The 18,975-nt window shown below is 60.1% G+C and carries 21 protein-coding genes; 9 read left to right on the forward strand and 12 right to left on the reverse strand.

What is annotated here, in order from left to right:
- Positions 1-3 precede the first annotated feature (3 nt).
- Positions 4-681: a peptide deformylase gene (locus AC6I99_RS12100; protein WP_224090404.1), complete on the reverse strand. Its 678-nt coding sequence runs from the start codon at positions 679-681 to the stop codon at positions 4-6.
- 100 nt (positions 682-781) lie between these two features.
- Between AC6I99_RS12100 and AC6I99_RS12105 the strand changes: the two genes are divergently transcribed.
- Positions 782-1,201: a nuclear transport factor 2 family protein gene (locus AC6I99_RS12105; protein WP_497961016.1), complete on the forward strand. Its 420-nt coding sequence runs from the start codon at positions 782-784 to the stop codon at positions 1,199-1,201.
- A 15-nt stretch (positions 1,202-1,216) separates the two neighbouring features.
- On the opposite strand, the gene AC6I99_RS12110 is transcribed toward AC6I99_RS12105, so the two are convergent.
- Genes AC6I99_RS12110 through AC6I99_RS12120 form a run of 3 tightly spaced genes read right to left on the reverse strand, consistent with a single transcriptional unit; the run spans position 1,217 to position 4,174 of the window.
- Positions 1,217-2,347, reverse strand: coding sequence for an FAD-dependent oxidoreductase (locus tag AC6I99_RS12110; RefSeq protein ID WP_497961017.1), 1,131 nt, complete (start codon positions 2,345-2,347; stop codon positions 1,217-1,219).
- A complete protein-coding gene (locus AC6I99_RS12115) occupies positions 2,340-3,041 on the reverse strand; it encodes a class I SAM-dependent methyltransferase (protein WP_497961018.1) in 702 nt (233 codons plus the stop codon). Before AC6I99_RS12115 ends, AC6I99_RS12110 begins: the two co-directional genes overlap by 8 nt.
- On the reverse strand, positions 3,038-4,174 hold the full coding sequence (locus tag AC6I99_RS12120) for a type III polyketide synthase (protein WP_497961019.1): 1,137 nt from the start codon (positions 4,172-4,174) through the stop codon (positions 3,038-3,040). The genes AC6I99_RS12115 and AC6I99_RS12120 overlap by 4 nt, the downstream gene beginning before the upstream one ends.
- Positions 4,175-4,398: 224 nt before the next feature.
- Between AC6I99_RS12120 and AC6I99_RS12125 the strand changes: the two genes are divergently transcribed.
- From AC6I99_RS12125 to AC6I99_RS12135, 3 genes are all read left to right on the forward strand, one after another.
- Positions 4,399-6,792, forward strand: a complete 2,394-nt coding sequence (locus tag AC6I99_RS12125) for an ATP-binding cassette domain-containing protein (RefSeq protein ID WP_309926009.1) — start codon at positions 4,399-4,401, stop codon at positions 6,790-6,792.
- A gap of 173 nt (positions 6,793-6,965) precedes the next feature.
- A complete protein-coding gene (locus AC6I99_RS12130) occupies positions 6,966-8,303 on the forward strand; it encodes an HAD family hydrolase (protein WP_497961020.1) in 1,338 nt (445 codons plus the stop codon).
- Between the two features lie 177 nt (positions 8,304-8,480).
- On the forward strand, positions 8,481-8,759 hold the full coding sequence (locus tag AC6I99_RS12135; protein WP_224092703.1) for a hypothetical protein: 279 nt from the start codon (positions 8,481-8,483) through the stop codon (positions 8,757-8,759).
- A gap of 36 nt (positions 8,760-8,795) precedes the next feature.
- Here AC6I99_RS12135 and AC6I99_RS12140 read toward each other — a convergent pair whose 3' ends face one another.
- The 3 genes from AC6I99_RS12140 to AC6I99_RS12150 form a co-directional block, all read right to left on the reverse strand.
- The gene (locus AC6I99_RS12140) at positions 8,796-9,932 is read right to left on the reverse strand and encodes a Fis family transcriptional regulator (protein ID WP_224164432.1); all 1,137 of its coding nucleotides are present in this window, start codon (positions 9,930-9,932) and stop codon (positions 8,796-8,798) included.
- Between the two features lie 337 nt (positions 9,933-10,269).
- Positions 10,270-10,623 (reverse strand): helix-turn-helix domain-containing protein, encoded by a 354-nt coding sequence (locus tag AC6I99_RS12145; RefSeq protein WP_224092706.1) that lies wholly within the window; start codon positions 10,621-10,623, stop codon positions 10,270-10,272.
- Positions 10,616-11,740 carry a tyrosine-type recombinase/integrase gene (locus AC6I99_RS12150; protein WP_497943998.1) on the reverse strand — a complete coding sequence of 375 codons (1,125 nt, stop codon included), beginning with the start codon at positions 11,738-11,740 and terminating at the stop codon, positions 10,616-10,618. Before AC6I99_RS12150 ends, AC6I99_RS12145 begins: the two co-directional genes overlap by 8 nt.
- Positions 11,741-12,347: 607 nt before the next feature.
- Here AC6I99_RS12150 and AC6I99_RS12155 point away from each other — a divergent pair.
- Positions 12,348-12,581, forward strand: a complete 234-nt coding sequence (locus AC6I99_RS12155; protein ID WP_309930233.1) for a hypothetical protein — start codon at positions 12,348-12,350, stop codon at positions 12,579-12,581.
- A 137-nt stretch (positions 12,582-12,718) separates the two neighbouring features.
- Here AC6I99_RS12155 and AC6I99_RS12160 read toward each other — a convergent pair whose 3' ends face one another.
- Entirely contained in the window at positions 12,719-13,501 is a 783-nt protein-coding gene (locus tag AC6I99_RS12160; RefSeq protein WP_497944996.1) for an RNA polymerase sigma factor, read from the reverse strand.
- A 163-nt stretch (positions 13,502-13,664) separates the two neighbouring features.
- Here AC6I99_RS12160 and AC6I99_RS12165 point away from each other — a divergent pair, with 163 nt between their 5' ends.
- Positions 13,665-14,648 (forward strand): Lrp/AsnC ligand binding domain-containing protein, encoded by a 984-nt coding sequence (locus tag AC6I99_RS12165; RefSeq protein WP_497944995.1) that lies wholly within the window; start codon positions 13,665-13,667, stop codon positions 14,646-14,648.
- 75 nt (positions 14,649-14,723) lie between these two features.
- Here AC6I99_RS12165 and AC6I99_RS12170 read toward each other — a convergent pair whose 3' ends face one another.
- The 3 genes from AC6I99_RS12170 to AC6I99_RS12180 all read right to left on the reverse strand — a co-directional run bounded on the left by AC6I99_RS12170 (position 14,724) and on the right by AC6I99_RS12180 (position 16,219).
- Positions 14,724-15,152: a VOC family protein gene (locus AC6I99_RS12170; protein ID WP_224090433.1), complete on the reverse strand. Its 429-nt coding sequence runs from the start codon at positions 15,150-15,152 to the stop codon at positions 14,724-14,726.
- An 87-nt stretch (positions 15,153-15,239) separates the two neighbouring features.
- On the reverse strand, positions 15,240-15,698 hold the full coding sequence (locus AC6I99_RS12175) for a VOC family protein (protein WP_497944994.1): 459 nt from the start codon (positions 15,696-15,698) through the stop codon (positions 15,240-15,242).
- Between the two features lie 143 nt (positions 15,699-15,841).
- The gene (locus tag AC6I99_RS12180; RefSeq protein WP_224167531.1) at positions 15,842-16,219 is read right to left on the reverse strand and encodes a VOC family protein; all 378 of its coding nucleotides are present in this window, start codon (positions 16,217-16,219) and stop codon (positions 15,842-15,844) included.
- Positions 16,220-16,350: 131 nt separating this feature from the next.
- On the opposite strand from AC6I99_RS12180, the gene AC6I99_RS12185 reads away from it, so the two are divergent.
- Together AC6I99_RS12185 and AC6I99_RS12190 are read left to right on the forward strand one after the other, a co-directional pair.
- Entirely contained in the window at positions 16,351-16,740 is a 390-nt protein-coding gene (locus AC6I99_RS12185) for a DUF3054 domain-containing protein (RefSeq protein ID WP_497944993.1), read from the forward strand.
- Positions 16,741-16,813: 73 nt separating this feature from the next.
- Positions 16,814-17,092 carry an Lrp/AsnC family transcriptional regulator gene (locus AC6I99_RS12190; RefSeq protein WP_223932953.1) on the forward strand — a complete coding sequence of 93 codons (279 nt, stop codon included), beginning with the start codon at positions 16,814-16,816 and terminating at the stop codon, positions 17,090-17,092.
- Between the two features lie 17 nt (positions 17,093-17,109).
- Here AC6I99_RS12190 and trpD read toward each other — a convergent pair whose 3' ends face one another.
- A complete protein-coding gene (gene trpD / locus AC6I99_RS12195) occupies positions 17,110-18,177 on the reverse strand; it encodes an anthranilate phosphoribosyltransferase (RefSeq protein ID WP_224164437.1) in 1,068 nt (355 codons plus the stop codon).
- 148 nt (positions 18,178-18,325) lie between these two features.
- On the opposite strand from trpD, the gene ctaE reads away from it, so the two are divergent.
- Positions 18,326-18,964 (forward strand): aa3-type cytochrome oxidase subunit III, encoded by a 639-nt coding sequence (ctaE, locus tag AC6I99_RS12200; protein WP_309929666.1) that lies wholly within the window; start codon positions 18,326-18,328, stop codon positions 18,962-18,964.
- Positions 18,965-18,975 lie beyond the last annotated feature (11 nt).

The following is an 18,975-nucleotide window of genomic DNA, read 5'->3' on the forward strand; positions in this document are numbered from 1 at the left end:
CGGCTAGCTGTGCAGGAAACCCAGGGTCCGCCGCGCATCTCCAATGTCCGGGTTGGACCACCGCAGGGAGTGTTCCGCGTTGCTGGAAAGCGAGCGCAGCTCCGCCTTGTCCAGGTAGAGAATTCCCTGTAAGTGGTCCGTTTCGTGTTGCACTATGCGTGCCTGCCACCCTGAGAACCATTCCTCCACTGGGCGCCCCTCTGGCGTCAGATAGCTCAATTCCACATTGCGGTATCTGGTGACCACCGCTTGGTAGCCGCTAACGGACAGGCACCCCTCATAGAATGACGCTGTCTCGTTTCCCAGAGGCCGATATTGAGGGTTGAGGACAGCCATGAACTCCAGTGGCTCCCTGTGACGGACCGTTGCCGATTCGGGATCCACCTCGTACTTGTCTTCAAGTACCGCCAACTGCAGCGGAATGCCCAACTGCGGAGCCGCCAGCCCAACCCCCGGCGCGGCAAGCATGACCTCACGCATCCGCTCGATGAACGCCGCCAATTCAGTGCCATCAAGCTGCCCGTCATAGGGCGCCGCCTGTTGCCGGAGGACGGGGTGCCCGGCTTGAACGATCGGCGGAAGCTCCTCTGTTTCAAGTAACCGCAGGACTGCGTCCCTGATCTGGAGGGGATTAAAGTCAGTAGCCGGGCTGGGCGCCTCGGAGTGAGGTTGCTGCGTCATGACTTGAGCCTAACGCCAAGGCTGCTCTTCGTGCCTGTGTCCTGCACTCGGGGTGCGCCCTTGCCGGGCCTGGATCTCCACGTTCAGCTAGGCTCGTCGGATGAGTATCAGCACCCCTCTGGACCATGTACTCGGGTTTATCAGGACGGTTGAATCCGGCGGCGGCGCCGCCGAGATCAGCCCGTACCTTGCCCACGACTTCACCCTTACGGAATGGCCGCACGCACTATCCAGGACCGGGTCCACCAGGACCCTTCAGGAGACTCTCACAGGCGCGGACCACAGTAAGAACATCGTGGCGAACCAGAGCTTTGAGGTGGTCCATACCACCTGCGAAGGCAACCGGGTAGTCCTTGAGATGAACTGGTCAGCCACATTGCTCCTGGACCTCCCGCACTGGGATGCGGGTGAGACCATACGTGCGCGGAGCACCGCTGTCTTTGAGCTGCGGGACGGTCTAATCGTCAGCCAAGACACCTACGACTGTTACTACACCCTTCCTGAACAGGCACCGTCATGAATGAACACGCGCCACCTAGCGCATGGTGAAGCGCCGTTCGACCAGGGCGGAGACACCCGGCAGTTCCAAGGCATGGGCAAAAAACGCGTTTCGGGATGCCATGATTGCCGGATGCAGGGGCCTGCCAAGGGCCATGTTCAACCCGGCCTGCTGCGAAGCCCGGGCTGCCGCCCGGCGTCGTTCCTTCTCGAACTGCTGAAGCTGGCGACCGACGTCATGTCCCCTGAGGGAGGCATCAACGAGAGGTGCCAAGGCAGCGGCGTCAAGCCATCCAAGGTTCATTCCCTGGCCTCCGATAGGGCTGATCTCGTGGGCGGCATCGCCCAACAAAACCGTCCTGCCATGGACCATTCTCTTCACGAGCCGTGATTGGACCTCGAAAGCGCTGAGCATGGTGTTGCTGCCGGGGTCCACGCCAACTCCCGTCCGGGCTTCCACCAACGCAGCCAGGCCTGCCGCCGTCGGGCTTCTTGCGGGGGCTCCAAGCCGTACCACCCACCGGCGAACATCCCCAGGCAAGGGGAACGACTCCACGATCCCCTCGGGCTCCAGGTAAAGAACTGCGTCATCTCCGTGCCCTGTGGTGTCGATGAAGTCTCCCATCAGGTAGCAGTCCGGATAGGTGCGTACGGAAAGGCCCGGGAAAAGGCTCTGGCGAATCATGGAGTGGGCTCCGTCGGCTGCCACCAGCAGGCGGCTTGTGTAGGCGAGGCCACCGGACGGCGAGTCGGCCAGGACGCTAACCGTGCCGCCGTCGTCGACAAATTCCGTGACAGTGGCGCCGCGGATGATCGCGTCCGGATCCAAAGCCATGACCGCCTGTTCAAGCACCCGTTCCGTTTTGGGTTGTGGGACGGCAAGAATGAACGGAAAGTCCGGGTCCCCGTTGAAGGGCAACCCGGCCACCCTGGCGCCTTTGCTGTACGCAACGCCCCGCTCGATGCGGACGCCGGATGCCACCAAAGTCGCCGCGAGATCGGCATGGTCCAGTTCCTTTAGAGCCGGAGGGTGAATCCCAATGGCCCGTGAACGGTGGCTCCGGTTCGATCGGCGTTCCAGTATGCGTACACGGTGCCCCTGTTGGAGCAGGAGAACGCCCATGAACAACCCAACGGGCCCGGCCCCGACGATGACGACGTCAAGCATGTTGGTAGACGAGCAGGTTGTGCCATGGGCCGTTCCGTTCCACGCTCCAACCCACCGGAGCCGCCCGTTGGAGCTCTGCGGCGGTAAAGCTTCGCTTGATGGAAACCAAGCCGTCCCCGCAAATATAGGAGCCGATACCCAGCGGCCAGAAGCCGGCGGCGAAAAGGAGGTAAGCGGCGTTGCTGCGTTTGAGGTCGTTATGGAGCACCAGACGCTTGGCCAGAACCTCGGAGTCCCGCACGACGGCGGTGAATTGATCGGCGTCGAGGTGGTGGAGGATGTGGTTGGACAGCACAATATCGAACGCGCTGCCTTCCGCGACAAGTTCGGCACTATGGGCCTGCCGGAAACGGACACCCTCAACGGCTGGGGAGCGGCTGGCAAAGTCGTAGGCGCGCTGGTCCGGATCGATCGCCGTGACCAGCAAAGAGAACCCATCCCTCGCGGCCCATCCGGCCAGGCTTCGGGCAACGTCCCCACCACCGCATCCGATGTCCAGCACCGATGCCGTACCGGTAGAGGCCAGAATCGGCCGAAAGCGGTCACGGTAAATGCGGTGCCATCCCGAAAGGAGGCCGTTGACCACCGGGAAGCGGGCATAACTACGGTTGAGGCGCTGGAGGTCGCAGTCAGACCGGTCCATGTCCTCGATGGCATCCACGTCCCTGTCTTTCAGGGACCCCCACGGGCTCACAGAGTGGGAGAGACCAACGTAAAGAGGCCAGTCTCCACCGTGAGTCCGGGGCCAAAAGCCATGGAACAGATTGGTTCCTCGCGCTGGCTTGGCGTTTGTCCGAGCATGTATTTCAGGACAAAGAGCACCGTGGCGCTGCTCATGTTGCCGTATTCCCTCAGTGTTTCCCTTGCCGGGACCAGTTGCTCCTCGGTTAGTTCGAGCTTGGATTCGACCTTGTCCAAAATGCTTCGCCCACCAGGATGGATGGCCCAGTGCGTTATTTCGCGGTAGGGGAGTCCCGCCAGTTGTGGCTCTTTGGCGAGCAACGGCTCCAACGCGCCAGTGATGTGTTCCTCGATGATGTGGGGCACGTAGGAACCCAGCACCATTTCGAATCCTTCGTCGCCGATGTTCCAGGCCATGGCTTCTTCGCCCACGGGCGTGAGGACCGTTTCAAAGTGGTCCAGCCGGATCACGGGTTCGGGCCCTTGGGGTTCTTTGGCCGTTACGATGGCCGCCGCCGCGCCGTCGCCGAATATCGCTGAACCCATGATGGTGTCCGGGTCGTTGGAGGTCCGCACGTGCAGTGAACAAAGCTCCACACAGATAACCAGAACGACGGCGGCTGGATCAGCCAGGCAGAACTGCTTGGCTGCCTTCAGGGCTGGAAAAGCGGCATAACAGCCCATGAAGCCCAGGTGGTATCGCTGCACGGCGGGGTTGAGTCCAAGTGCCCGGACTACCTTGTAGTCGGGACCGGGGTTGAAGAATCCCGTGCAGGAAACGGTGATGACGTGGGTGATGTCATCGAGGTCAATGTCGGGGACCCGCGCCACCGCAGCCTTGCCGGCCTCGATGAAGAGTTTGGTGGCTTCCGTAGCAAAGATCTCGTTCCGGACTTTGGTGCTGGGGCTGAGCACTTGATTGCTCGAGGGGTCAAAGAACCGTGGATTTTCCGGATGTGCGTCGAGGCTCAGCTCTTCCACCGCCGTATACCGGGTATCTATTGCTGCTGAGTCGAAGCACGTGGAGACCAACCGCGACCCGAGCCGCGTCAGTCCTGGTTGAGCTGCAAAGACGTCCCGTGCCTGCGACTGCACGAGGATGGTTGGCGGAACTGCGGTTTCAAGGGACCTCATGTATACCGGCATGCTTCATTCTTAGCGAGTCGGCGGCTGATGACAATGGTTGGAGCGGCTCAGGCTTCGCGTCCTCCCCGAGGCCCGTGGCGCAGGCCGCTAGTGTGGACACTGACCGTTGCCGCATTCGCGACGACGAACGAGAATTTTACGTACTGACCTCAGGCTGGTCAGACCTGGCCAGGCGACGCCGACGGGGGACTGTTGGGTGGCGCCGCCTAACAGATGGAGCGATCATGAGCATTGCCACGAGCACCGACACCCAGTCTCCTGCGTCGCATGTAGCGGACACCCACGACCTCATACGGGTGCAGGGTGCGCGCGAGAACAACCTCAAGGACATCAGTGTCGAGATCCCCAAACGTCGCCTGACGGTGTTCACGGGTGTCTCCGGCTCGGGCAAGAGTTCGCTGGTCTTTGGGACCATCGCGGCCGAGTCCCAGCGCATGATCAATGAGACCTACAGCGCTTTTGTCCAGGGCTTCATGCCTTCATTGTCGCGGCCGGACGTGGACATGTTGGAAGGCCTGACGACGGCCATCATCGTTGACCAGGAGAGGATGGGATCGAACCCGCGCTCCACTGTGGGCACTGCGACAGACGCCAATGCCATGCTCCGTATTCTCTTCAGCCGGCTCGGGCAGCCCCACATCGGATCGCCGAACGCGTACTCGTTCAACGTGCCTACCGTCAAGGCCAGCGGGGCCATCACGGTGGACCGCGGGGAGGGCAAAACGAAGACGGAAAAGGCCAGCTTCAATCGCCTCGGCGGTATGTGCTCACGCTGCGAGGGAATGGGCTCCGTCAACGATTTCGATCTCACTGCACTGTACGACGACAGCAAGTCCTTGAACGAAGGCGCGCTCAGCATTCCCGGATACACGATGGATGGTTGGTATGGCCGGATCTTCAGCGGATCGGGCTTCTTCAACATGGACAAGCCAATCGCGAAGTTCACCAAGAAGGAGCTCCACGACCTCCTGTACCGGGAACCGACCAAAATCAAGGTTGAAGGCATCAATCTCACCTATGAAGGCGTCATCCCCAAAATCCAGAAATCGATGCTCTCCAAGGACGTCGACGCACTTCAACCCCACATCCGCGCCTTCGTGGAGCGGGCCATCACTTTTACAACCTGTCCGGAATGTGAGGGCACCAGATTGAGCCCGGAGGCACGTTCTTCCAAGATCAAAGACAAGAGCATTGCCGATGTCTGCAAGATGCAGATCAGCGACCTTGCCGTTTGGATCCGGGAAATCGATGAGCCCTCAGTGGCTCCGCTTCTCAAAGGACTGCAGCACCTCCTGGACTCCTTCGCCGAGATAGGTCTCGGATACCTGTCCCTCGATCGGCCTGCCGGAACCTTGTCCGGGGGAGAGGCGCAGCGAACCAAGATGATCCGGCATCTGGGCTCATCGCTGACTGACGTCACCTACGTCTTCGACGAGCCAACCATCGGCCTGCATCCACATGACATCGAGCGCATGAACCAGTTGCTGCTGCAGTTGCGGGATAAGGGCAATACTGTGCTGGTAGTCGAGCACAAGCCTGAAACGATTGCGATCGCTGACCACGTGGTGGATCTCGGACCTGGCGCAGGCACCGGCGGCGGAACAGTCTGCTTCGAAGGCGATCTGGATGGACTGCGGGGGAGTGACACCATCACTGGACGCCACCTGGACGATCGCGCATCCATCAAAGAGCAGGTACGGACAGCTTCCGGCACTCTTGAGGTACGTGGAGCTTCCACCAACAATCTTCAAAACGTGGACGTGGATATTCCACTGGGCGTGCTCTGTGTACTCACGGGTGTGGCCGGATCAGGCAAGAGCTCGCTCATTCACGGCTCGGTGGCCAAACGTGACGGGGTCCTCGTGATCGACCAAGGTGCCATCCGGGGTTCCCGCCGGAGCAATCCTGCAACTTACACTGGGCTGCTTGAGCCCATACGCAAGGCGTTCGCCAAGGCCAATAATGTGAAACCGGCTCTCTTCAGTTCCAACTCGGAGGGCGCGTGCCCCACCTGCAATGGCGCTGGCGTGATTTACACGGATCTTGGCGTCATGGCGACGGTGGAATCAACGTGTGAGGAATGCGAAGGCAAACGCTTCCAGGCCTCCGTATTGGAGTACAGGCTTGGCGGGCGCAATATTGCAGAAGTGCTTGCAATGTCTGTCGACGAGGCTGAGACGTTCTTCAGCGAAGGTGAAGCCCGCACACCTGCCGCCCACAAGATCCTGGACCGCCTCGCCGACGTCGGACTCGGTTACCTGACGCTCGGACAGCCGCTCACCACACTTTCCGGCGGGGAACGCCAGCGGCTCAAGCTGGCTACGCAAATGTCCGAAAAGGGCGATATTTACGTCCTGGACGAGCCGACTACCGGCCTGCACCTGGCCGACGTCCAAAACCTACTGGGAATGCTGGACCGCTTGGTTCAGTCGGGAAAGTCAGTCATTGTGATCGAACATCACCAGGCCGTCATGGCACATGCCGACTGGATTATCGACCTCGGACCAGGTGCCGGACACGACGGCGGCAAGATCGTTTTCTCCGGTACGCCCGCTGATCTTGTGGCTGACCGCCCGACGCTGACCGGCAAGCACCTAGCGGCTTACGTCGGCGCTTGATACTTGACTGGCCTGAAAAAATGCCAATAGGACTTGTTTTAGAGTGGCCAGCCCAAGCTTCCTAGTAGAAGTTTCCGCCCGATCTCTTGACTATCCCTTGTGACATGACACACACTTACTCAGGACTTTGGACTATTTACAGACCATTAAGGATCTTGAGAATCGGGGGAAGCATGTCCACATTTTCGTCAGCGTCAGTCAAGGATGACAAGAGCTACAGGAAGGAAACCCTCAGGAAGAACTATTTCCGGTTTGCGACCACCGCGGCCGTAATGGCTGCCCTCATGTCAGCCACGTCGTGCGCAACACCTCCTGCCACCGACGCTCGGCCGGCAGCCGAATGCCGCCAACTCGACGCCCAACTGCCATGGCCAGGCGAGGTCCGCGAACAATTGCAAAAGACCATTGACGCCCACAGCAGCTGCACCGGAACAGCCCGCGGAGATAAAGCTCCAGTCGCGATCTTCGACTGGGACAACACCGTGGTGAAGAACGACATCGGCTACGGCACAAACTTTTGGATGCTGCGGAACGACAAAGTGCTGCAACCAGCCAATAAGGATTGGAAGAGCACAAACCGCTACCTGACCGATGCGGCAGCGAAGGCACTGGCGGTGGCATGCGGTACAGACACTCCCGCAGGCCAACCCCTGAAGACCAGCAGCAACACGGAGTGTGCCGATGAAATCCTCGCCATCCTTGAGGACAAGACGCGTTCCGGCGAACCGGCCTTTGAGGGCTTCAATGCCCGCCACCTCATAGGCGCCTATGCCTGGGGTACGGCCCTCTCTGCCGGATATACGGAGGAGCAACTTGGCGGGTTCGCACTCGCAATGAAGCAGGAGAACCTGTTAGCACCAGAAGGCAGCATGCAGACCGTTGGAAGCCAGCACGTGGACGGCTATATCCGGATATACCCTCAAATGAAGGACCTCATTGGTGTCCTTCAGGCACACGGCATCGAAACCTGGGTGGTGTCCGCATCGCCGGAGCCGGTGGTCAAGGCGTGGGCCGGCGAGGTTGGCATCGACGCCGGACACGTCGTAGGCGTCCGCAGCGTATACGAGGACGGCATCCAAACCTCCCACCTGAAAGGCTGCGGCGGCATACCCGACGGCGAAGATTCCGTCATGACCTACATCGAGGGAAAACGATGCTGGGCCAACCAGGTGATCTTCGGCGTCGAGGGTCCATCAGCCTTTGAGCAACTGCCTGCCGAACGCCGCCAGATCCTGGCCGCCGGCGACTCCGGCACGGACGTAACCTTCGTTGCCGACGCCACCGAAGCCAGACTGGTGGTGAACCGGAACAACGCGGAAATCATGTGCCGCGCGTACGACAACGAGGACGGCAAGTGGCTAATCACGCCAATGTTCATCGACCCCAAACCACAGCGCAGCGAGCCGTATCCATGCAGCACCAAGGGGTACACCAACCCGGACAGCAGCAAGGGGCCCGTGCTGCGCGAGGACGGCAGCCTTATCCCGGATCAGACAGACCGTGTCCACTGAGTCAGACTGGGTCAGGCACCCCTTCTACTCCCGTGACTTAACTGGCATGCACGGGTATTCATGGGACGGGAGTAGCCGCCTCCGTGATTTGCCGACGGTGAACGGCACTCATACTGCTCGGTGGCGGGGCCGGTGTTAGCTCATGACAGAAAGCTCCTCCGGCTGTAGGCTCCGAATATGCCTGAGGGTCGGAAGCGCCTTGAGCCGCGTATGACGCGGGGCGGATTTCGCTGGCAGCTGGTCATGGTGTCCTTCATGGCCGTAAACGCAATCGTGCAAATTGCATTCCGGTGGAATCAAGCTTGGGGTCCCTTTCTTTACCTCATGCTGGCAATGCTGATTATCTGCGCGGTCTTCACCGCCTATCTGCTCTATGTGCGCCACTACGACGGTCATTTCTGGGACGAGGAAGAAGCCCGTCGCCAGGACTGGGATCGTCGGGGCCGGCAGCTTTAGGTATGTCCTCACGGACGCAAGCGAGACGGAGCCGTTCTAGTTTCTCGGGCTTTCGTGCAGGACGGACTCGTTTACTGCTGCGATGTACCGGGCATAGGCGGATGCCGAGTCGGTGGCGTGGCGTTCGATGGTAGTCGGGGAGTAGCCGAGGGTTTCGGCGATGATGGCCACGGGTGCGAGTTTGGTGAGTTCGTGGAGTGTTCCGAGTCGCGCGGCGCGGGTGTTGAAGAGCTTGCTGAGTCGGGTTGTGAGGTGCCCTGGGTGGATGTGGCGTCCGGGTGATGTTCCGCGGAATACCCACTTGGTGTTGGGGTGTGCTGCGGTCAGTTCGTGGCCTGGGTTTGCGGCGAGCTCCCGCCATGGCTGGGCTAACGGGTCCGGCAGCGCAATTTTGGTGGTTCCGAGTTGGATGGTGACTAAGTCTTCAGTGACTGTGACGTCGTCCCAGGTCAGCCGGGCGATGTTTTCGGCTTGTTGTCCGAAGACGAGGATGAGGATCGCGGCGGCCCGGTCACGGGTCTCCGGTCCGTTGGTGTGGATGATTTGTTGGAGCGCTTTGTCTTGCCCGATCTTGGGGAGTCTTGGGCTGGTGCCGCGGCGGTGCGGGACGATGGTGAGCCCCGCTGGGGCGGCCTTGGTTTTGATGGCCCATTTGAGGAAGCGCTCAGCGATGCGTCTCGTCGTGGGCCCCTCGGATTGCCATACATCAAGGTGGGACTGCTGCAGTTCCGGCAGTTTGATGTCATGACCGGTGAGCCAGTTCAGGAGGTCGATGGCGACGGTGACTTCCTGTTTGGCGCGCAGGAAAGTGCCGCGGGAGACTTCGTCCATGAGGTTCATGCGTCGCTGGTGATGCCATCGGATGTAGCGGCGGATCACGTCAAGGTTCTGTGGGTCGCTGACGCGTTCCATGGCTTGGGTGGCCCAGCTTTCGTAGCGAATCAGGAACGCATTTCGCTGGGGGAGCACCCCGTGCTCGATGAGGAGCCCTCGGACGTACTCGCGGGTGCGGGAGTCGGGCAGTTCATCGAAGGTGTCGTGACTGATTTTGGGTGCGGTAGCGAGGTTACGAAGGAAGGCCGTGACGTGCTTTTGCCGGATCCAGGTCATGCCGCTGTTGGCCCGTTTCATTGACTTCAGTGCCGCCGCCAGCGGGATCAGTTCCGTGGCCATGACTCCCGTAGCTGGGTCTGTAAGCAGGTCGTCTACGATGTCGCCGAGGACGCAGGTCCAGCAGCGTCCACCACTGTAAAGTTCGTCTTCGGCGCCGCAGCCCACACAGTCAACGTTGAGCCGAACGCCCGAGCAGCTGCGGCATGCCGGCTCCTCATCGATAATTCCCGGAAGAACACCTTCATGGCCGCAGGCGCAGACTCCACGGGTGCGCTTTGCCTGCTGATAGCAGTAGCCGCAAACGCCGCCGTCTGGCCAGCGCGCGACGGTTTGATGGTGCTGACCGCAGCGACTGCAGGGAACCGGCCAGCGGATCGGGTCCTCTGCTTTGCGTGGCCTACTCACCGTCCTCAGAAGCGACGAGGCGGACACGTCGTGCGATGGGGTTGCCTGGTTGGATGCCGAGGTCTTCACTGCGCTTCGGGGCATTGGCTGTCGCCGCGGCGCGCATCTCCACGAATGGTTCGAACAGGTCGTTGGGTGTGCAGTCCAGGATGTCGCAGAGCGCCGCGAATGTCTTGGCCGGAATGCGCTCCGGAGTCGATGTGACCAGCCTGTAGACCTGACTTTCGGAAAGGTTGATACCACGAGATTTCAGGAGCGGCATCAGTTCGGTGGTCTTCCACAGGTTCTGCTTTGCCATCAGGGCTCGCAAGTTCCAGCGGTAGCCAATCCGGCGCTGTTCAGGCATCTGGGTCCTCCAAGTTCGCGATGCGGCGTGCAATCATCTGCTGCACGGATTTCTGCTTGAAGTCCGACGATACCGACGTGTAGAGCCCGGTGGTCGAGGCGTAGGAGTGGCCAACCTGAGTCTGCACGAAGGCCGCGTCATAGCCGGCTTCGATCAGGTGGGTCACGTAGGAATGCCTGAGGCAATGCAGACCCAGCTCCTGGGGCAAGCCGACGGCATCCCGGGCAGCGGCGAACGCATCCCCGAAAGAGCCCAGGGACATCCGGGCACCCCGCTCGCTCGGCCAAAGAGCCGAGGACCGTTCAGCTGTCGGAAACTGCTGCCGCAGCCCTCCGGATGTCCAGGTCTTGAGCTGGTCCACGACCCAGTCGAACTCCGGAACGGTCAGCACGGTGCGCCGTCTGGGTCCTGAGCCTGCCGTTCCCTTGGCGAACCGTACCTGAACTGCTCCGAACCGGCCGTAGTCACTGACGTGCGGGTTCGGGCCGAAGTCTTCCAGGTCCAGCATGGTCATCTCACGTCGGCGAAGCCCATAGGCATAGCAGACCTTGAACGCCACAGAGTCGCGGAAAAGGGGCAGCCATCGTTTGCTGCCAGCGGCGTATTCCCGGTCGACAAGGTCATCGATGTAGTCGAATAGTCGCTGCAGTTCCGCCTTGGTGAACGACCGCTTCTTCGCCGGGACGGCATCATCGGTGGTGTGCCTTGGCATATTCCACTCGAAGCAGATCTGGCTCGGAATATCGCCGAAAGTCCGTTCGCAGAACTCGCCCCAGCCATAGCCAGGATGCGTCAGATAAGAGCAGAACATCGCCACGGCGTTGCTGTACGAGCGCAACGTTTTCAGGCTGATCGGTTTCTCGCCCGAGCGCAGATCGGCCAGGAAGTCATCGATGTCGGCGTGGCGCCATTGCCATGGGAATTCACCCGTGAAGCGTTGAAAACGCTCCAGCAGCTGGCCGCGCTGCTTGATGGTCTGAGTCGTGAGGCCACGTGCCAGCATCTGCGCGCGCCAGCCATCGAGCATGGCAGTGAAAACCCGTTCATCAGCCCGGAACAGCCCAATGTCCGGATCCACCAGCATCCGCGGGACGAAACCCGGAACGGCATTACCCACCACGACCCCTAAACCATGGAAACATGCATTAGATGCAGGAAACCTATAGCCATAAGCGATCCGAGGGCAAATTCAGTCGTTGGCGTGAGGAATGCGCGCGCCGGGCAAAGCCCGGCTGACCTGCGGAAACGCTGGATTCGTCATGGGGCGGGAGTTCTCGCAGCTGCTTCTACTCCCGTTGTTTGAACGCCGATAATCTACATTATGTAAAGTAGAACAGTGATTAGTGATTATTGCATCTGATGCACGATCACCCCTCCTCCGCCCAGTGCCAACACCTGGCCTCACGCCCCAACTTACGCACAGGCAGCAGCTCGGGCAGCAAATGGCTGTTCCCCGGCTACCGGCCCGGGCACCACATCCACCCCAACACGCTCATGGAACGCCTCAGAGAAATCGGCATCGAACTCCTGGGCGCACGCAACGCATCCCTCCGCCACCCTCGTGAAGGAAGTGCCCGCCCCGCTCGTTGCCGAAATGCTCGGCTACAGCTACCAAGTCACCCAGAAACACGCCGCCGCAGCGGCAGAACCGTGGTCGCGTTACGCAGTCACTGAGATGGCATAGATAATGGCCGAACAGGATCCTCCGTTGTTAGGGAGAACGCATGGCGCCCGGAACAATATTCGGTCTGGTACTGGTTGGGGCAGGAATTATTCTCTTCGCTATTTCACCTGCCCTGACGGAGCGGGCGGCGAGGATCCGCGTCGAATGGTTTCAGCCAAACCTGGACCTGCCGGCATTCAAGCGTCGAAACGTCAGGATACTGCGAATCATGGCCGGGGCTTGGGTTGGAATCGGCGTCGCCATTGCGATCCTTGGGCTTGTCTCGGCTAGATAACCTCGGTGGCAGAGTTTCTCAACTAACCACCACCAGACTGCTGGGCGGCACTATCGGCTCCACCGTTTAAATGCGGGCTCAGTAGCCAGCTGAGAATAGTTCGAAAACGGATAATCCTCGTTACCAGTAAACGTTGATTACAGCACTCGCGCCCGCTTCATTCCTGCCTGAACTTCCAACAACTCGGCCAAAACCCCTGCGCAACGCAGGCAATCGTCCAGGTGCCGGCGAACTTTGTCCTGGGCGGCCTGGCGCACGGCATTTCGGACGTATTTACCTAGGTAGCGTGAAAAGTCCGTGCAGGGGTCCGTAGCTGATTCCTGCACGTGTTTTTGGAGGTACGCCTGCCGGAGACCCTCCCGTGCGCGGATGAGCAATGACGACACAGCGTTTGGAGTCAGGTCCATGGCTTGTGCCGCTGCAGCCGGCTTCGAGTCTTCAACGTCCACGTGCCAAAGTACGGTCTGCCAGCGGGCTGGAAGGGAACGGAAAGCCAGCATAAGGATCGTATTCTCGAAGTCTTTGAGAACAGGATCATCATCGATAACCACGACCTGACCCGCAACGCCTCTCACCGTCGTCGCTGCCCGTCCGACCTGCAGATTTCGGCGGTGCGACATTCGCCGAACGGTGGTCACCAGATAAGCCCTGAATGAGTCCACGGGTCCCCTGCCCGCCAGCAGGGATTCCAGGATCGATGCAAACGCCTCGGAGACCACGTCGTCGGCATCCATTGGATTATCCGATTCAGCCCGGGCAACATGGGTGGCAATGCCTTGGTACCGGCGGAAAAGTTCCTCGTAGGATCCAGAGTCGCCCCCACGCACGGAAGCGAGCAGGATTGTGTCACTCTCCCCCGCCGCCAACGGGTGTTGGCCCGCTCCCCTCCCCTGGTGACTTTGTGCAGGATTGGGAAGCATTTGTACTCGCTGAGCCGTCGAGGAAGATTGGACGCGGCCGAACGGCCGGACGGGAGCAAGCATGGCTGCCTTCCGAAGTGCTTGAGCAATGACGCCTAGAATCTAGGCAGCAAGTGATTGGTCACACTCAAAACGCAGGCAATTTGTTGGAAGTAGACGTTCCATGCAGGATTTCGACTTTGATGAACGGGACCTCAAACTCCTGCACGCCCTTCAAATCCGTCCCCGGGCACCATGGACGGCCTTGGCGCCTGGGGTTGGTGCCGATGCAGTCACCTTGGCCCGACGCTGGAATTTTCTTTCTGCGGAAGGGCTGGCATGGGTAGCGACCTACCGTGGCATCGGTTCCCATGTCGCTTTTGCCCTGGTGGAAATTGAGTGCGCACCTGCCCACATGTCAGGCGTGACCGAAGAGCTTGACGCCGATCCGGACGTGCTCTCGATCGATCACACCGCAGGTGGCAGGGACATGGTCATCACGGTCGTGAGCCGCGATGAAGCTTCCCTCGCACGATTCGTTTTGGACCGCTTGCCAGCCATCAAAGGAATCCGCAGTACAAGAACGCATCCAGTCGTCAATCTCCTGGCGGATGCGCGGAGTTGGCGGTTGCGCTCCCTGCAGGACCACGAGGTAAAACTCATAGAGCGCGAAGCACCTCAACCACGTGCGTCCGCGAAGGGCGCATCGGCAGATCTGGAAGAGCGGCTTTTTTGGATCCTTCGCGCGGATGGTCGAGCCTCGATAACTGAAATATCCCAAAAGTTGGGAATCAGCCCCCCGCGCGCGAAGAGCGCTTTGGATGCGGCCCTGGCCCAGGACCGGCTGGTGGTTCGTCTGGAAATCGCCCGTTCATTGTCCCCTTGGCCGGTCAACGTTTGGTATTTCCTCCGCGTACCAGCAACGCAGACGGAGGCAGTGGCGGGCCGGTTGGTGGGTCTCGGAGAAGTGCGTCTGGTAGCCACCACAGGCGGGCTGTATTCGATTGTGATGTCCGTCTGGCTGCGCCGTCTCGATGACATGACCATTCTCGAGCGGCAACTGGGTGAAAAGTTGCCCATGGTGGAAATCATGGACCGCTCGGTCGTACTGCGAACACCAAAGCATGTCGGCATCAGGCTGGATCCTTCCGGCCGCCGCATCATATAAGGCCTTAATGGGAATGCCTCGTCCAACGCGTGTCGGACGAGGCATTCGCTTGTATTTTGCTCCGGGCTTGGTCTGCTACTGCCCCTGTTGCTCTCCTGCAATATTGACCAACCAGGCGATGCCGAACTTGTCCACACACATCCCGAAGGTGTCGCCCCACGGTGCGCTTTCGAGCGGCATGGTGACGGTACCGCCGTCGGCGAGTTTGTCCCAGTAACCACGAAGTTCGGCTTCATCCTCGGACTGGCCGCTTAGTGACACCGAGATGTTGTTGCCCGGGTTGTAGTCCATGCTGTTCGGCGTGTCGGCAGCCATCAGCGTCAGGCCGTTGGGCGTTACCAGCATTGAGTGCATGACCTTCTCCGCTTCGGCGGGGTCTTCGCTTGCCTGATATTCGCCAAAAGTGCTGAGCGTCAGTTCGCCGCCGAAGACGGACTCGTAGAAGTTGATTGCGTCCCTGGCATTATCGCGGAACGAGATATATGGGTTGAGGCGGGTTGTCATTAGTCAGTTCTCCTCATGGTTGTAATAGGTGCGCACGTCACCGTGCGGTAATGCTAGCAGCGCCAAAGGCGCCTGTCCCCCGAACTTTCAGTCGCCGTCGTACGCCTTTTGCAGAACGTTGATGTCAAGCTTCCGCATCTTCAACATGGCTTCCATTGCCCGCTGGGAACCAGCCGGATCCGGACCATTCAACAGGCCCGGCATCCCAACAGGGACGATCTGCCACGACAAGCCAAACTTGTCCTTCAACCATCCGCATTGGCTTTCTTCTCCTCCTCCTTCCAAGAGCGCATTCCAGTAGCGGTCCACCTCGTCCTGCGAATCGCAGTTCACCACGAGGGAAACTGCCTCGTTGAAGGTGAAAGCTGGTCCCCCGTTCAGGGCCATGAACTGACGCCCTACAATCTCAAAGTCGACCGTAAGAACGTCTCCGCCTGGACCCGGCATCGATGTCAGGATGGATGAATCATCAAATGTCGACGTGTAGAACTCCGCCGCCTCCGCCGCCCGGCCGTCAAACCACAAACAGGTGGAAATCTTCTGCATTCTGCAAGTCCTCCAGGATCGTGAGGAACCCTTGTCCCCCGACTGAGGCTAGTCGCGTGGGTTCCACCACACAACGCCCGACGGCGGTTGTCGCCGGATGCGTGATGCGCACCAGCCGGCGCGGCCGGCAGATCAAGCACGAGTTAGTCTCCTGCCGTCCTGATCCGGCTGACCAGGCCTACGGTATTGGCCTCGCTGTCCTCGATGAAGGCCATCCACTCCTCTGAATCGGCCGGTCCGAGGAGGTCATCCTCATGGGTGAAGATGATGTGCGGCTCCGAAATGATCTTCACACCCCTGCTCCTCATTGCCGCCACCGTGCCATGCAGGTCTCCAACCTCGAAATAGAGCAGGGATGATGGCGCTCCCTTCTCCAGCAGAAGCCGCACGCCACCGACGTCAAAGAAGAGGAGCCCGGGAGGGTCGTACAAGGCCTTAGGATCGGCGCCCAGCAGTGCAGCGTAGAAGGCCGCCGCGCGCTTCAGGTCCTCGGCGTGCTGGGCTACTTGAACGAATCGCATGATCTCCTCCAGTAAGTGGGGTGCGTCCTTGTTCCTGTCAGTCATCGTGGACGCAGCAGAAACCAAGCGCAAGAGAGAACCTGCGGCCCGTCAACTTCGCGCCAGCACTTCCACCCGGATAATGTCAGAACATGCCATCATCGCCCAGATCCTGGATCCCTGCTGCCGCCGCCGACCTCGTATTGATTCTTGTCTTCGCCGCAATTGGCCGGGATGCCCACGCCCGGGGCGACATCGTCACGGGTGCCTTTGTCACAGCCTGGCCCTTCCTCGCCGGTGCCGGCGTTGCCTGGCTGGTCGCAAGGGTTTGGCGTGCGCCCTATGCCCTCTGGCCTTCCGGCGTTTCTGTCTGGATCGGTGCCGTAGTGATCGGCATGCTGCTCAGGGCGGTAACCGGCCAGACGGTGGTGTTGCCCTTTGTCATCGTGGCACTAATCAGCCTGGATGTTTTCCTGCTCGGCTACCGCGCCATTCTCGCGCTAATTCTGCGTGCGTCACGAAAGCGCCACTCCAAGGCCTGAAAAGGTTCCCCGGCTTCTCCCATGTACTAGGCTGAAGTGCGTCCGCAATGAAGCTTTTCCGGAAAGGCCCCACGTGATCACCGCTTTCGTCCTGATCAAGACCGACGCTTCGCGCATTCCGGAAACCGCCGAGCAGATTTCGGCCATCCAAGGCATCAGTGAGGTCTATTCCGTCACTGGAGAATGGGACCTGATCGCTGTAGCCAGAGTGTCCAAGCATGAAGACCTCGCGGACGTCATTGCTGACCGCCTGTCGAAGGTGGATTCAGTGGTCCACACCACTACGCACATAGCGTTCCGTGCGTACTCGCAGCACGATCTCGACGCCGCCTTTGCCTTGGGATTCGAATAGGGCCAAGAACCCCTGGACTAGCCCTTGGAGGCCTGGCTAAGGGCAATCCACTTGGTCAGGACACCGGCGGCCTTACCTGAATCAACGGAGTCGGCTGCCAGTGTGAAGGCAGCCCGCATCCGATCCAAAAGGTCACCGTCGGCGTTCAGATCAACGGACACCAAGCCAGCGGCGGCATTCAAGAGGACAGCATCACGCACAGGACCTGTCTTGCCGTCAAGGACCTCACGCACAACCACTGCATTTGCAGCGGCGTCCCCGCCCCGCAGATCCGCAACGGTGGACGGTTCGATACCGAGCTCAGCGGGTGAGAAGACCTGTTCAGTGACAGTTCCGTTCCTAATCTCCCAGACGGTCGATGGGCCTGTGGGCGTCAATTCGTCCAGCCCATCGTCACCGCGGAACACGAGGCCGCGGCTGCCGCGACGGGCAAGGACTCCCGCTACCAGAGGAGCCATCCGGGCGTTGGCGACGCCGACTGCCGAGGCCTGGACATGAGCAGGATTGGTCATGGGGCCGAGAAAATTGAAGGCCGTGGGCACTGCCAGCTCCCGCCGGGGTACCGCAGTATGACGGAACGAGGGATGGAAAACCTGCGCAAAGCAGAATGTGATTCCCGCCTCCTCCGCATTCCGGGCAACCTGCTCAATGGAAAGGTCCAGGCGGACACCCAGGGCTTCCAATACATCAGCAGAGCCGGACGTAGACGACGCCGCCCGGTTTCCGTGCTTGACGACTTTCGCGCCTGCACCGGCCGCAACAAGGGCTGCCATGGTTGAGATGTTGACGGTGTTGAGCCTGTCCCCGCCTGTGCCCACGATGTCCAGCTTTTCACCGGAGATCTGTATCGGGTTGGCATTCTGGAGCATCGCCTCCACAAGACCGGCCAGTTCTTCCACTGTTTCGCCCTTGGCGCGAAGGGCAACCAGGAAACCCGCGATCTGGGCAGGAGTTGCTTCGCCGGCCATGATCGTGTTCATGGCCCACTCAGTGTTGCCCACTGAAAGGTCGTCGCCGTTGATCAGTGCTGAGATGAGCCCTGGCCAGGTATTGCTGGCTGCAGGTGCCGATGCCGGAGAAGTCACCCCCTGATGCTATCGACCGGGCTACGCCGATGACCAATGTGAACCTGACCGGGAACTTTTCCGCGCGATTTCGCGTCTTTGTAGAAAAAGTCTCCCGAATCGGTGGTTTGCATTGGGAACTCTGGACTTTTACAGACATAATGTCCTTGTGACATCTGCGACCCATGCCCCCAGTACCCCGGCGCACCCGACGCTGAACCGCCCCAATCTGGTTTCTGTTGGAACCGTTGTTTGGCTGTCCAGTGAGTTGATGTTCTTCGCCGGTCTCTTTGCCATGTACTTCACCCTGCGTTCCACATCGGGACTGATGTGGGCCGAGGAGTCGGCCAAGCTCAACTTCCCGTTTGCGCTCGTCAACACGATCGTCCTCGTGGCCAGTTCCTTTACTTGCCAGATGGGCGTCTTCGCCGCTGAGCGGCTTGAACCGCGCCGCACCGGCGGACGCCTGCAGTTCACCCGCTGGGGCATGAGCGAATGGTTCGTTCTCACCTTCATCATGGGTGCCTTCTTCGTGGCCGGACAGACAACGGAGTACGCCATGCTCGTCTCCGAGCACGTTTCCCTGTCATCCAATGCCTACGGTTCCGCCTTCTACATGACCACAGGCTTCCACGGCCTGCACGTCATCGGCGGTTTGATCGCGTTCCTGTTCATTATTGGCCGCGCGTTTGCCGCCAAGAAGTTTGGGCACTTTGAAGCGACATCAGCGATCGTCACCTCGTACTACTGGCACTTCGTTGACGTCGTCTGGATTGGCCTCTTCCTGGTCATCTACGTCCTGAAGTAGCCCGGCTTTGA

Source organism: Arthrobacter sp. TmtSoilC77, from assembly GCF_059739415.1.